The sequence below is a fragment of the Ruegeria marisrubri genome, assembly GCF_001507595.1.
Taxonomy (GTDB): domain Bacteria; phylum Pseudomonadota; class Alphaproteobacteria; order Rhodobacterales; family Rhodobacteraceae; genus Ruegeria; species Ruegeria marisrubri.
The window spans coordinates 82,890-95,237 of sequence record NZ_LQBQ01000037.1; the positions used below are offsets into that span (position 1 = coordinate 82,890).

Genomic DNA, 12,348 nt, shown 5'->3' on the forward strand with positions numbered 1-12,348 from the left:
CATGCGCAACATGATCGGTGCCGACCAGATCCTGCGGGTGCCGCTGCTGCCGCTGCTGGCGGGGCAGGCGCTGATGGTGCGCCGCAACGCGCAGTTGCTGCCCGAGCCGATCGGACCGCGCGAGGGGCGCGACGGGCGAGGGCCGAGGCTGCGGCTGCTGATCGCCGGTGACAGTTCGGCGGCCGGGGTTGGTGCAGGCACGCAGAAACAGGCGCTCTCGGGCCATCTGGTGCAACAGCTGGGGCGGCACTACAGCGTCGAATGGCGGCTCGAGGCCAGCACGGGCCACACCACACGCGATACGCTGGAGCGGCTGCAACAGGTGAGGGGCACCTTCGACGTGGCCGTCACCGCGCTGGGTGTGAATGACGTGACCCGCGCCACCTCGCGGGCGCAGTTCGCGGCCCGGCAGGGCGAATTGCTGCGGCACCTGACCGAAACGCTCGGCGCGCGCCGCGTCGTGGTGACCGGGGTGCCGCCGATGCACCGTTTCCCGGCGCTGCCGCAGCCGCTGGCCTGGGTCCTGGGCCGACAGGCCGCGCGGCTGGACGAGGGCTTGCAGGAGGTCGCCGCGCGGTTCCCGCAGGTCCACCACCTGGCCCTGTACCTGCCCGAAGACCCGGCGCTGGCGGCACCGGACGGGTATCACCCCAGCCCGCGCGCCTATGCCCTCTGGGCCGAGGCGGTGGCCCGGATCATCCGCGATCAGGACTGAGCGCGCATCTGCCGGACCATCGGAATCGAATAGACGACCAGCGCCGCCCAGATCATCGGAAAGGCGATCATCCGGCCACGGTCGATTTCTTCTCCGAACACGAAGACGGCGGTGAGAAAGATCATCGTCGGCGCGATGTATTGCAGGATGCCCATGGTCGACAGGCGCACCAGCTTGGCCCCGTTGGCATAGACCAGCAGCGGCACCGCCGTCACCACTCCGGCCCCGACCAGCAGGATGGTATCGGTGGCGGAGCCCCCGAAATGACCCGCTCCCTCGGCCCCTACCCACGTGACATAAGCCAATGCAGGCATCAGCAGGATCAGCACCTCGAGCAGAAATCCCTGGTTGGGTCCGATCGGCAGCGACCGCTTGAAGAAAGCGTAAAACCCCCAAGTCACCATCAGGCCGATGGCGACCCAGGGCAGGCTGCCGGCCTCCAGCACCAGAACCAGCACCCCCGCCGCCGCCAATCCGACCGCGACCAACTGCGTGCGGCCCAGCGGCTCACGCAGCAGAATTGCGCCCAAGGCAATGCTGAACAGCGGGTTGATGTAATACCCCAGGGCCGCGTCCAATGCCTTGCCATTGGCGATGGACCAGACATAGATCGCCCAATTGACCGAGATCAGCGCCGCCGTCAGGCAGGCCATGCCCAGCATCCTCGGGTTGCTCAGGGCCGCCTTCAGGTCGCGGGTCCGGCCCAGCGCCACCAGCAGCAGCCCCGCCACTGGCACCGACCAGATGACGCGATGCGCAACCACTTCAACCGGCGAAATATGCGCCATCGCCTTCATGTAGAGCGGCAGGAACCCCCACAGCAGATAGGCCGTGACGGCGAGGGCCAGCCCCTTGGGCGTGTCCCCGGTGTCGGTGGTGAATGCGGGCTGCGCCATGCAGTTTCTCCGAGTGTTGTACCCGGTTCATATGGCAGGTTATGCGGCGAAGGAAATACGGAATTCTGTTGCGTCGGCCATCACGGGTCCTGATCGAAAACGACATGTCCCGCCTTGTTTGAAGGCTATTTTGAGAGGCTCTGCCTCGCGCTCCGGGATATTTGAGGCCAGATGAAGTAAGGGTGGCCCACTTCATCTGGCTGAAAATATCCCGGGGGAGTCGCCGAAGGCGGCGGGGGCAGAGCCCCCACCGAACCCCGTGGTCACACCTTCACCCGTTCGGATTTGGGATCGTACATCGGCTTGAGCGACGCCTCGGCCCGGACTTTCGCGCCACAAACGTCGATCTCGTAGGTCGAGGCCAGAACGTCTACGGCCTTTTCCCCTTCGCAGGGCACGTAGCCCAAACCGATGGCGCCACCCAGCGTGTGGCCATAGTTGCCCGAACTGAGATAGCCCACGTATTCACCGTCCCGGACGATCGGCTCGTTGTGGAACAGCAAGGGTTCGGGATCGGTCAGGCGGAACTGCACCAGGCGCGATTTCGGTCCGCTCTCCTTGCGCGCGATCACCGCCTCGCGGCCGATGAAGTCACAGCCCTTGTCCACCTTGACGGCAAAGCCCAGACCGGCATCCACAACGTGATCCTCGCAGGTGATGTCGTGGCCGAAGTGGCGGAAGCCCTTCTCGATCCGGCAGCTGTCCATCATGTGCATACCGCACAGCTTCAGCCCCATGTCCTGCCCCGCCGCATGCAGCGTTTCAAAGACGTGGCCCGCCATGTCGGAGGAGACATAGATCTCCCAGCCCAGCTCGCCCACATAGGTGACGCGATGCGCGCGAGCGAGGCCCATGCCGATCTCGATTTCCTGCGCGGTGCCGAAGGGGTTTGCCGCGTTCGAGAAATCGTTGGGCGAGACTTTCTCCAGCAAGGCCCGTGAATTCGGCCCCATCACCGCCAGAACGCCTTCGGCCGCCGTGACATCGGTGATGACGACGCGGAAGTCGCCCTTGTTTCGCTCCATCCACGTCTGGTCCGCCAGACGGGTCGCCGCCGGGGTGACCACCAGATAGGCGGTTTCGGACAGGCGGGTGACGGTTACGTCGGCCTCGATCCCGCCGCGGCGGTTCAGGAACTGGGTATAGACGATCTTGCCCACCGGCACGGCATAATCGCCGCCGCCGACATAGTTCATGAAAGCCTGCGCGTCGGGGCCTTCGACCCGGATCTTGCCGAAGGAGGACATGTCGTACATGCCCACGTTCTCGCGCACGGCACGGTGTTCGGCGGCCGAATTCTCGAACCAGTTCTGGCGCTTCCAGCTGTAGCGGTATTCGCGCTCCTGCCCTTCGTTGGCGAACCAGTTGGCGCGCTCCCAGCCTGCCAGTTCACCGAACACGGCACCGTGTTCCTTGAGGTGGTGGTGGAACGGCGTCCGGCGCACGCCGCGTGCCGTTGCCTTCTGGCGATAGGGGTAGTGGTCGGCATAGAGCAGGCCCAGCGTTTCCTTGGAGCGTTCAAACAGATACGTCCTGTTGCCCTGGAAGGGCTGCATCCGGCTGATGTCCACGTCGCCCAGATCAAAGGGTTTTTCACCCGAATCCATCCATTCGGCCAGCGCCATGCCCGCGCCGCCCGCCGACTGGATCCCGATCGAGTTGAAGCCGGCGGCGACCCAGACATTGTCCATCTCGGGCGCAAGGCCAAGGTGATAGGCGTCGTCGGGCGTGAAGCTCTCGGGGCCGTTGAAGAAGGTATGGATGCCCGCCTCGGCCAGCATCGGCATGCGGTTGCAGGCGGCCTCGAGGATCGGTTCGAAGTGATCGAAATCCTCGGGCAACTGGTCGAACTCGAAACTGTCGGGGATGCCGTCCATCGCCCAGGGCTTGGCGTTGGGCTCGAAAGCGCCCAGCAGGATCTTGCCCGCATCCTCCTTGTAATAGGCGCATTCATCCGGCACCCGCAGCACCGGCAGCTGGGTCAGGCCCTCGATGTTCTCGGTCACGATGTAGAAATGTTCGCAGGCATGCAGCGGCACGTTCACGCCCGCCATGCGGCCCACCTGATGGCCCCACATGCCGGCGCAGTTGACCACCATGTCGCATTCGATATGGCCCGATGCGCTGCCGTCATCGGCGACCCAGTCCACACCGGTCACGCGCCGGCCCTGTTTGGCGATGTCGGTGACCTTCACCCGTTCCTTGACGATGGCACCGCGCTGGCGCGCCCCCTTGGCCAGCGCCAGCGCGATGTTGGCCGGGTCGCCCTGCCCGTCCAGCGGCAGATAGACCGCGCCCTTGACGCCGTCGAGATTGAGATGCGGATACAGTTCGGCCACGCGCTCGTTCGAGATCTCCTCGACCTCGACCCCGAAGGCGCGGGCCATGGCGGCCTGGCGATAGATCTCTTCGCGGCGTTCATCCGTCAGCGCCACGGTGATCGAGCCGCAGCGTTTGAAGCCGGTGGCGACGCCGGTTTCCTCTTCGAGCGCGCCATAGAGTTCCTGGCTGTATTTCGCCAGCTTGGTCATGTTGGCGGTGGCGCGCAGCTGGGCGATCAGGCCCGCCGCGTGCCAGGTGGTGCCCGAAGTGAGCTGCTTGCGCTCGAGCAGCACCACGTCTTTCCACCCCTTCTTGGTCAGGTGATAGGCGACCGAGCATCCGATCACGCCGCCACCGATGATGACCACGCGGGCCTTGCTGGGAAGATCAACCATTCCGATGTCTCCGAATCTTGGGTCTTGCGCCAAGTCTGCCACGGAAAGGCGGCAGGAAATCCATCAAAAACGTCAGAAAACGGGCGATAATCACCGTGTGCCGGGCGCGCGCCTCTGGCGGCGCATGACGAACGGGGTGACGCCGTAGACGCTTTTGTAGATGGTCGAGAACCCGTTCGGGAACCCGCAGGCCAGCCCGATCTCGCGCACGCTCAGGGTGGTGTTCAGCAGCAGGTTGTTGGCCTTGGCCAGCCGCATTTCGCGGTAAAAGCCGTTGGGCGTGGCGCCGAGATAGGTCTTGAACTTGCGCTCGAGCGAGCGGTTCGACAGGCCGAGGGCGGCGACGATCTCGTTGATTGGCACCGGGTCTTCGATATTGGCCTGCATGATCTTGATGCACTGGTCCAGCTTGTCGTCGCCGGTGGTGGTGGCCTTGACGCCCGAAAAGGGCTGCATCGAGCCGAAATCGCGGATGTTTTCGTGCAGCATGATGTCGGCGACGGTCATCTTGGCCGCGCCCGAGACATGGCGGCCGATCAGCGCCAGCGTCACGTCCACGGTCGCGCCCATTCCGGCGCAGGTGACGACGAGGCCATGTTCGGTCGCGATCGAGAACTTGGCATCGAAGCCCGCCCCCCGCTCGCGCAGGAACGAGGCGTTTTCCCAATGCGTTGCGTGATCCTCGGCGCCCTTGTCCTTGATGTAGCGGCTGGCGGCCTCGGCCAGCAGAAAGACCTGCGCGCCGCGATGGGTATAGTCCGAGATCACCCGCGCAATCGACAGGTCGGGGTGGTCGGGGTCGGTGTTGCCGATGACGAAGAGGTAGTCCGCGGTGGGCTGCCGGATCACCGGTTCGGTCTCGACCCAGGCCCCGGCGCGGCAGGCAACCGTGCCGCCCCTGAGCGAGCGGTAGGTATAGGCGAAGGGCGGCACCGGGCAGACCCGGTTGGCGATGCGCAGCACGTCGGCGACCCCGGCCAGTTCGGTCAGCACGAACCCGTCGGCGACGAGGATATCCACCTGCCATTGCCGTTCGGGATAGGGTGCCTGCCGCTCTGCCAAGCTTCTCCTCCTCAGACGATCCGGTGACCCGCGGCGCGCAGGCGGCCCGCCAGTTCCTCGATGTGGTCGGGGCCGACCTCGCAGCAGCCGCCGACGATCGTGGCCCCCTGCGCGACCCAGCCCATCGCGTGATCGGCATAGGCCTCTGGCCCCAGGTCCTGCCGCTGCTCCAGCGCGTCCACGGTGGGCGCGTCCTGCAGAAACCCCTCGGAGATGCGGGTGAAGCCGTTGGCATAGGCGCCGAAGGGCCGCCCGAAGCCCTTGATGATCTCGAGCGCCGCCGGGATCGCCTCGGGGCGCGAGCAGTTGATCAGAACCGCCTCGGGGTCGAAGCGGTCCACCAAGGGCGCGATGTCGCCCAGCGCCTCGCCCGAGCGCAGGCGGGTGCCGTCATCATCCATCACGGTCAGCGCCAGCCAGACCGGCTTGCCGCAGCCTTGGGTGCCGCGCAGCGCACCCTCGGCCTCTTGCACCGAGGACACGGTTTCGATCAGGAACAGATCGACGCGGTCGGCCATCATCTGCACGAGTTCACGGAATTTTTCCGCCGCCTCGTCCGGGTCGGGGCTCAGGTCGGGCCGGTAGGAGGCCAGCAGGGGACCAAGAGAGCCCGCGATGCGGCCCTGCGGGAACCCGGCGCGTGAGCGTTCGGCCTGGGCCAGCGCGGTGTCGATCAGGGTGGGCAGCTGGTCTTCCATGCCCACCCTGACGAGGCGCGAGCGGTGCACGGCGTATGTGTTGGTCGTCGCGATGGTGGCCCCGCGCCGGAAATAGTCGGCATGGACCTCGCCCACCAGGTCGGGGTGGTCGATCATCACCCGCGTGGACCAGAGCGGCGTCGCCCGGTCGCCGCTGCGTTTCACCAGTTCCTGCCCGATCGAGCCATCCAGAAGCGTGATATCGGTCATGCGCACCTCCTTAAGGGATCAGCACCAGTTTGCCGGGAAGGGCCTTGGACTGGAAATCCTCCTGCGCCTTGGCGATGTCGCGCAGGGGGTAGGTTTTCGACACCAGCGGCCGGATCCGGCCTGCGTTGATCATCTCGACCAGCCGACCAAAGACCTCGAAGGCCTGATGGGTGCAGCCGTGGAGGGTGATGTCGCGCAGGTAGATCTCGCGCAGGTCGGCCTGAACGATCGGCCCGGCGATGGCGCCCGAGACGGCATAGTGGCCGCCCGGTTTCAGCGCCCGGATCAGGCCGGGAAAGGTCGGGCCGCCGACCACGTCGATCACCACGTCAAAGCTGTCCTGCGGCAGCGGCGCGTTGCGCTCGAAGGTTTCCGAGGCCCCCTGCGCCCGGACGGTATCCGCCTTGGCGGCGCTGGTGACGCCGGCAACCGAAGCCCCGCGCAGGGCGGCCAGTTGCACCGCCGCCAGCCCGACACCGCCCGAAGCGCCGGTGATCAGAACCTTGTGCCCGGCGGTCACGCCCGCGCGGGTCAGCAGGTTCTCGGCGGTGCCAAACGCACAGGGGATGGCGGCGATCTCCACGTCCGTCAGCGGTGACTCGGTGACATCGTAAAGGTCATCTGCTTCGAGCAGGCAGTATTGGGCAAAGGCCCCGTCGATCTCGGACCCCAAGGCAATGAAGCCGGTCGGATTGCCGGGCCGGGGACGCGGCAGGTTGATCGGGCAGGTCACGCGCTGGCCCGGTTTGAAGGCGACACCGGGGCCGACCTGTTCGACGATGCCGCACAGATCCCCGCCCTGAATGCGCGGAAAGGCCAGGGCGCCGCCCCAGCCTCCGGCCTCGACATCCTGATCGACCGCATCGGTCGCACCGGTCACCTCGGGGGCATACCAGCCGATGCGGGTGTTGATGTCGGTGTTGTTGACGCCGGCCGCGGCGACGCGGACCAGCACCTGCCCCGGCCCGGGGGTCGGAACAGGGATGTCCTCGCGCCATTCCAGCGCTTCGGGCCCGCCGTGCCGGGTCAGATAGACACCCTGCATGGTCTTGCTCATTGGTCGTGTCCTTTCGGCAATGGCGGGCCGGATCTCAGGTCAGGCCCGCAGGCGTTCGTTCTCGGGATCCCAGAGGGGTTTGTCCTCTTGAACCACGGCGCTGCATTTCTCGCCATAGATTTCGACCTCGAGCTCGGTGCCCGGCACCGCCAGGTCGCTGCGGACCATGCCCAGCGCGACCGAGGCGTTCACGCGATAGCCCCAGGCGCCCGAGGTGGTCTCGCCCACGATCTCGCCATCCTTCCAGATGCAGGACATGTAGGGCGCGTCGCAGTCCCCGGCCTCGACGATCAGGGTGACGAAGCGTTTCTTGACGCCCTGCTGCTTTTCCGCCAGCAACGCGGCCTTGCCCGGGAAATCCTGCGGCTTGTCGAACTTGATGAAGCGTTCAAGTCCGCCTTCGAGCAGCGAGTAGTCGGTGCTCAGATCACCCTTCCACGCGCGATAGCCCTTTTCGATGCGCAGAGAGTTCAGCGCATACATGCCGAACGGCTTGGCCCCGGCGGCGAGGATCGCGTCATAGATCGCGGGCATGTGCTCGTTGAGGGCGTGCACCTCCCAACCCAGTTCACCGGCGAAGGAGACGCGGATCAGGTGGGCGGGTTGCCCGGCCACGGTGGCTGCCTGATGGGTCAGCCAGCCCAGCGACAGGTCGGCATCGGTCAGGCCCGACAGGATCTCGCGCGATTTGGGTCCGGTCACGATCAGGGTGTCTCGGGTGGTGGTCACGTCCTCGACCGTGACGCCCGCGGGCATCGCGTTCCTCAGGATGTCGCGGTCGTGCCACTGCGCGGTGGCGGCGGTGATCATCACGAAGTCATCCTCGCCCAGGCGCATGCAGGACATCTCGGTCAGGATGCGGCCGCGATCGTCGGCGATGTAGACGAGGTTGATCCGGCCCACCTTGGGCAGGCCGCCCGTGACCAGCCCGCGCAGCGCCTCGGCCGCGCCGTCGCCCTTGACGACGAAGCGCGAGAAGCCCGGCAGGTCGAGCACGCCGCAATGGTCGCGCACGGCCTCGCATTCTTCCTTGATGCGCTGTTCCCACGGGCCCGAGCGGCCCCAGGTGTGGGTGCTTTCCTCGGAGGTGTCGTCGCCCGGCTGAGCGAACCAGTTGGCGCGTTCCCAGCCATTGTAGGCGCCCATGACGCCGCCCAGTTCCTTGACCTTGGCGTGGACCGGCGAGAGCTTCTTGTCGCGCGCGGCGGGCCATTCGTGATGGGGGAAGTGCATGGCGTATTCGTTGCCGTAGACCTCCATGCCCTTCTGGTTGCAGTAGTCCTGATCAGTGTAGTCGGTATAGCGACGCGGATCGACGGCCCACATGTCCCATTCGGTGGCGCCATCCACGATCCACTCGGCCAGCACCTTGCCCGCGCCGCCGCCCTGGGCGATGCCGAAGGTGAAGGTATGCGCCTCGAAGGCGTTCCTGACGCCGGGCATCGGGCCGATCAGCGGCAGGCCGTCAGGCGCATAGGGGATCGGGCCGTTGATCACGCGGCCCACGCCCGAGGTCGCCATCAGCGGCACCCGCTCCATCGCGTCGGTGACGATGTCCTCGATGCGGTCCAGATCGTCGTTCCACAGCTGGAAGCTGAAATCCTCGGGCATCGGGTCGTCCTCGGTCATCCAGTGGCCCTTGCAGTTGGGCTCGTAGGGGCCAAGGTTGAAGCCGTTCTTTTCCTGCCGCAGGTAGTAGGACACATCCACGTCGCGCAGCAGCGGCAGCTTGCCGCCGTTTTCCTTGGACCAGGCTTCGACCTCGGGGATTTCCTCGGTCAGCAGGTACTGGTGGCTCATGACCATCGCGGGCACAGTGCGGCCGCCAAAGGGCTTGAACCATTCGCCCACGCGCTGGGCGTAGTAGCCGGCGGCGTTGACGACATAATCGCAGTCGATGTCGCCCTTCTCGGTATGCACGGTCCAGGTGCCGTCGTCATGCTGGGTGACGCCGGTGGCGGGGCAGAACCGGATGATCTTCTGCCCCATGTCGCGCGCGCCCTTGGCCAGCGCCTGGGTCAGCTGCGCGGGGTCGATATCGCCGTCGGTCGGATCGTACAGAACCCCGACCAGATCGTGCAGTTCCAGGAACGGGTACCGCTCCTTGGCCTGCTCCGGCGTCCAGATCTCCATCGGGATGCCCTGATAGCGGCCCATGGCGGCGGCGCGCTCGAATTCCTGCATCCGCTCCTTGCTGTGGGCCAGCCGGATCGAGCCGGTGACGTGGTAGTTCATCGGGTAATCGACCTCGTCGGCGAGGCGCGAATACAGCTCGGTCGAGTAGCGCTGCATGTTCATGATCGCCCACGAGGTCGAGAAGGTCGGCACGTTGCCCGCCGCGTGCCAGGTCGAGCCAGCGGTCAGCTCGTTCTTTTCCAGCAGAACGCAGTCGGTCCAGCCCTTCTTGGCCAGATGATACAGCGAGGAGGCCCCCACCACGCCGCCGCCGATGATGACCACGCGGGCCTTTGTCGGAAAATCACTCATAGGTCTTGCTCCCTGTCTATTTGCCGCGAAGGCAGATCCCTGCCGCGACCGGCATTACGTTTTTCCCGCCGGGGTCGCGCTGGTGCCCAGCAAGACCCCGTAGATGATGAAACAGGTGGCCATGACCCGGCGCACCCATGTGTTGAACACGGCCCCCAGCGCCGCCTTGCCCATCAGCGCGCCCAGCAGGGTGAAGCCCGTGTAGCTGAGCGTGGTGATGGTCAGCGCGGTCGGCATGATGACCGCCATCTGCTGCCAGATCGGAACGTCCGGCTGCACGAATTGAGAAAACGCGGCCAGATAGCCCGCGACGCTTTTGGGGTTGATCGTCGCCACCGCCAGCGCGTGCAGATAGACATGCCGCGCCGGTCGTTCGGCGGCGGGGGCGGGCTGGCCGGCGTTCATCCAGCCGCGCACGCCGACATAGATCAGGAACCCCGCCCCGATCAGCTTGGCGATGAAGAACCCGGTGGGCGAGGCCGCGATCAGGGCCGTCACCCCCAGCGCCGAGAGGATCAGGAAGGCGCTGGCCTGGGTCAGGATCGCCAGCACGCCGAGCATCGCCTTGGGAAAGGGCAGGCTCATCTCGTTCGAGATGCAGTTGACCGCGTTCGGCCCCGGCGTGGTGACGAACACCACCCAGAACAGTGCGAATATGGTCCAGGCCTCGAAGCTCATCAGTATACCGGCGGGGCGATGACCCAGATGGCCACGGCGGGCTCGTCATAGGGATTCGCCCAGTGATAGGGTTCGTGCTTGATGCGGAAACTGTCGCCCGGCCCGACGGTGAAGCTGCGCCCGCCGATCGTCAGGTCGAGGCGGCCCGAGATCATGTAGCCCACCTCCTGCGTGGGTCGGTCGGCCGGGGTCTGCATCCGCGAGCGGGGCTGAAAGGTCGAATGCACCATCTCGAAATCGTCTGTCAGATCGGGCGAGAGCAGTTCCTCGATCAGCCCTTCCTCGCCCGAGCCCATCGGGCGGCGGGCACCCGCGCGCACCACGTAGCCCTGTTCCTCAGCCGGCGCGGCGGAGTGGGCAAACAGCATCGACATCGGCACGCCGAGACACTCGGCAATCTGACGCAGGTCCGAGATCGACGGTTCGGACATGTCGCGCTCGACCTGGCTGAGCCAGCCGACAGAGCGGTCGAGCCGGGTGGCGATCTCGGACAGCGTCAGCCCCCGCGCCTTGCGCAGGGCGCGGATGTCGGCGCCGAGCGTCGCGCTGTGCGGGGCGTTGCTGTTCACCGGTTCCTCCGTCCGTCGTGAAATTTTCTCCTCGATTTTCACGATGACTCGAATCCGTGAAATTTCCAAGCATTTTTTCACCACCGCGGAGCACGCGTCGTGTCTTTGCCTGCTTTGCGTGCGATTTCGCGTGGTTGCCGCGACTCGCCCTCCGCTCATGCCACGGCGGCGCAGCCCGGATGCGCCGGGCCGAATCGGTGTCCCGGGTCTTGGCAAGGGGCGGCGGGAGAAACCCATGCCGCACCGGGTTTTCACAACACGGACACCCCGGCCGAAAACCGCCACCTGACAGGCAAAACCGCTTGCCCCTTGTCATGAAGCGTCGTCAGTGCCATATCCATTGGCGCTACCGTTATTCTATTTCGACCTACTGTCTCCGTTTCCGGCGTTCAGTCTATCGATACAGACAACGACGCCGGGCTGCCGCAATACCGTGGGCAGCAACAATTAAAGGAGACACGGAATGCCCGCAGGCACCGTAAAATGGTTCAACACCACCAAAGGCTATGGCTTCATCGCGCCCGAAGACGGCGGCAAGGACGTGTTCGTGCACATCTCGGCCGTGGAACGCGCCGGTCTGACCGGTCTGGCCGACAACCAGAAGGTCACCTATGACCTCCGCTCGGGCCGGGACGGCCGCGAAAGCGCAGACAACATCGCCGTCGCATAAGATGGCGAAAGGGCGGGGAATTTCCCCGCCCTATCCTTTTACCCAGCCGACAATCTGACCTTCGCGCATCGCGCCGGACTGGCGTTTTGCCTCGCGCCCGCGTTCGAAGGCGACCATGGTGGGAATGCCCCGGATCCGGTAGCGCGCACCGGTCGACTGATATTTCTGCGTATCCAGTTTCACCAGACGGGCCTGACCGGCCAGTTTCGCCGCAGCCTTGGAATATTCCGGCGCCATCATCCGACACGGCCCGCACCACGGGGCCCAGAAATCGACCACCAGCGGCAGGTCATCGTTCTTTGCAGCCTTTTCCAGAATCGCGGGATCCACGTCCACCGCGTCGCCATGTACCAAGGCGGTTCCGCACGCGCCGCATTTCGGCCCCGCGCCCAACCTGGCTTCGGGCACCCGGTTGAGTTGGCCGCATTTCAGGCAGGTCAATGTCTTGTCACCCATTCCGGCACTCCATATTCAGTTTTCGGAATGTATATAGTCGCGGCACACTGACGGGACAATAACCCGCGCACGCAAAACCGCCGGAGGTCAGTGGCCGCGGCGCTTCACAATTCGGTTATTCCCGCCGGTCGCA

The 12,348-nt window shown here is 65.6% G+C and carries 11 protein-coding genes; 2 read left to right on the top strand and 9 right to left on the bottom strand.

Translation table 11 applies throughout. The annotated features are described in order from the left end of the window. The first annotated feature begins 1 nt into the window (after position 1). Positions 2 to 715, top strand: a complete 714-nt coding sequence (locus AVO45_RS19975; RefSeq protein WP_082688857.1) for an SGNH/GDSL hydrolase family protein — start codon at positions 2 to 4, stop codon at positions 713 to 715. On the opposite strand, the gene rarD is transcribed toward AVO45_RS19975, so the two are convergent. The 8 genes from rarD to AVO45_RS17015 form a co-directional block, all read right to left on the bottom strand. Then, positions 706 to 1,611, bottom strand: a complete 906-nt coding sequence (rarD, locus tag AVO45_RS19980; RefSeq protein WP_068349425.1) for an EamA family transporter RarD — start codon at positions 1,609 to 1,611, stop codon at positions 706 to 708. The two genes, AVO45_RS19975 and rarD, sit on opposite strands and share 10 nt — an antisense overlap. A gap of 263 nt (positions 1,612 to 1,874) precedes the next feature. Beyond that, positions 1,875 to 4,328 carry a GcvT family protein gene (locus AVO45_RS16985; protein ID WP_068349426.1) on the bottom strand — a complete coding sequence of 818 codons (2,454 nt, stop codon included), beginning with the start codon at positions 4,326 to 4,328 and terminating at the stop codon, positions 1,875 to 1,877. A 90-nt stretch (positions 4,329 to 4,418) separates the two neighbouring features. Then, entirely contained in the window at positions 4,419 to 5,390 is a 972-nt protein-coding gene (locus AVO45_RS16990; RefSeq protein WP_082688858.1) for a GlxA family transcriptional regulator, read from the bottom strand. Positions 5,391 to 5,401: 11 nt separating this feature from the next. Continuing rightward, the gene (locus AVO45_RS16995; RefSeq protein ID WP_068349430.1) at positions 5,402 to 6,298 is read right to left on the bottom strand and encodes a homocysteine S-methyltransferase family protein; all 897 of its coding nucleotides are present in this window, start codon (positions 6,296 to 6,298) and stop codon (positions 5,402 to 5,404) included. A 10-nt stretch (positions 6,299 to 6,308) separates the two neighbouring features. Continuing rightward, entirely contained in the window at positions 6,309 to 7,355 is a 1,047-nt protein-coding gene (locus AVO45_RS17000) for an alcohol dehydrogenase family protein (RefSeq protein WP_068349431.1), read from the bottom strand. A gap of 39 nt (positions 7,356 to 7,394) precedes the next feature. Beyond that, the gene (locus AVO45_RS17005; RefSeq protein WP_068349434.1) at positions 7,395 to 9,842 is read right to left on the bottom strand and encodes a GcvT family protein; all 2,448 of its coding nucleotides are present in this window, start codon (positions 9,840 to 9,842) and stop codon (positions 7,395 to 7,397) included. A 54-nt stretch (positions 9,843 to 9,896) separates the two neighbouring features. Further along, a complete protein-coding gene (locus tag AVO45_RS17010) occupies positions 9,897 to 10,520 on the bottom strand; it encodes a LysE family translocator (RefSeq protein WP_068349436.1) in 624 nt (207 codons plus the stop codon). Next, positions 10,520 to 11,089: a helix-turn-helix domain-containing protein gene (locus tag AVO45_RS17015; protein ID WP_068349630.1), complete on the bottom strand. Its 570-nt coding sequence runs from the start codon at positions 11,087 to 11,089 to the stop codon at positions 10,520 to 10,522. The genes AVO45_RS17010 and AVO45_RS17015 overlap by 1 nt, the downstream gene beginning before the upstream one ends. Positions 11,090 to 11,552: 463 nt before the next feature. Here AVO45_RS17015 and AVO45_RS17020 point away from each other — a divergent pair, with 463 nt between their 5' ends. After that, the gene (locus tag AVO45_RS17020) at positions 11,553 to 11,759 is read left to right on the top strand and encodes a cold-shock protein (RefSeq protein ID WP_068349438.1); all 207 of its coding nucleotides are present in this window, start codon (positions 11,553 to 11,555) and stop codon (positions 11,757 to 11,759) included. A 30-nt stretch (positions 11,760 to 11,789) separates the two neighbouring features. Here the strand turns inward: AVO45_RS17020 and trxC are convergent, their stop codons facing one another. Next, the gene (trxC, locus tag AVO45_RS17025) at positions 11,790 to 12,215 is read right to left on the bottom strand and encodes a thioredoxin TrxC (protein ID WP_068349439.1); all 426 of its coding nucleotides are present in this window, start codon (positions 12,213 to 12,215) and stop codon (positions 11,790 to 11,792) included. Positions 12,216 to 12,348 lie beyond the last annotated feature (133 nt).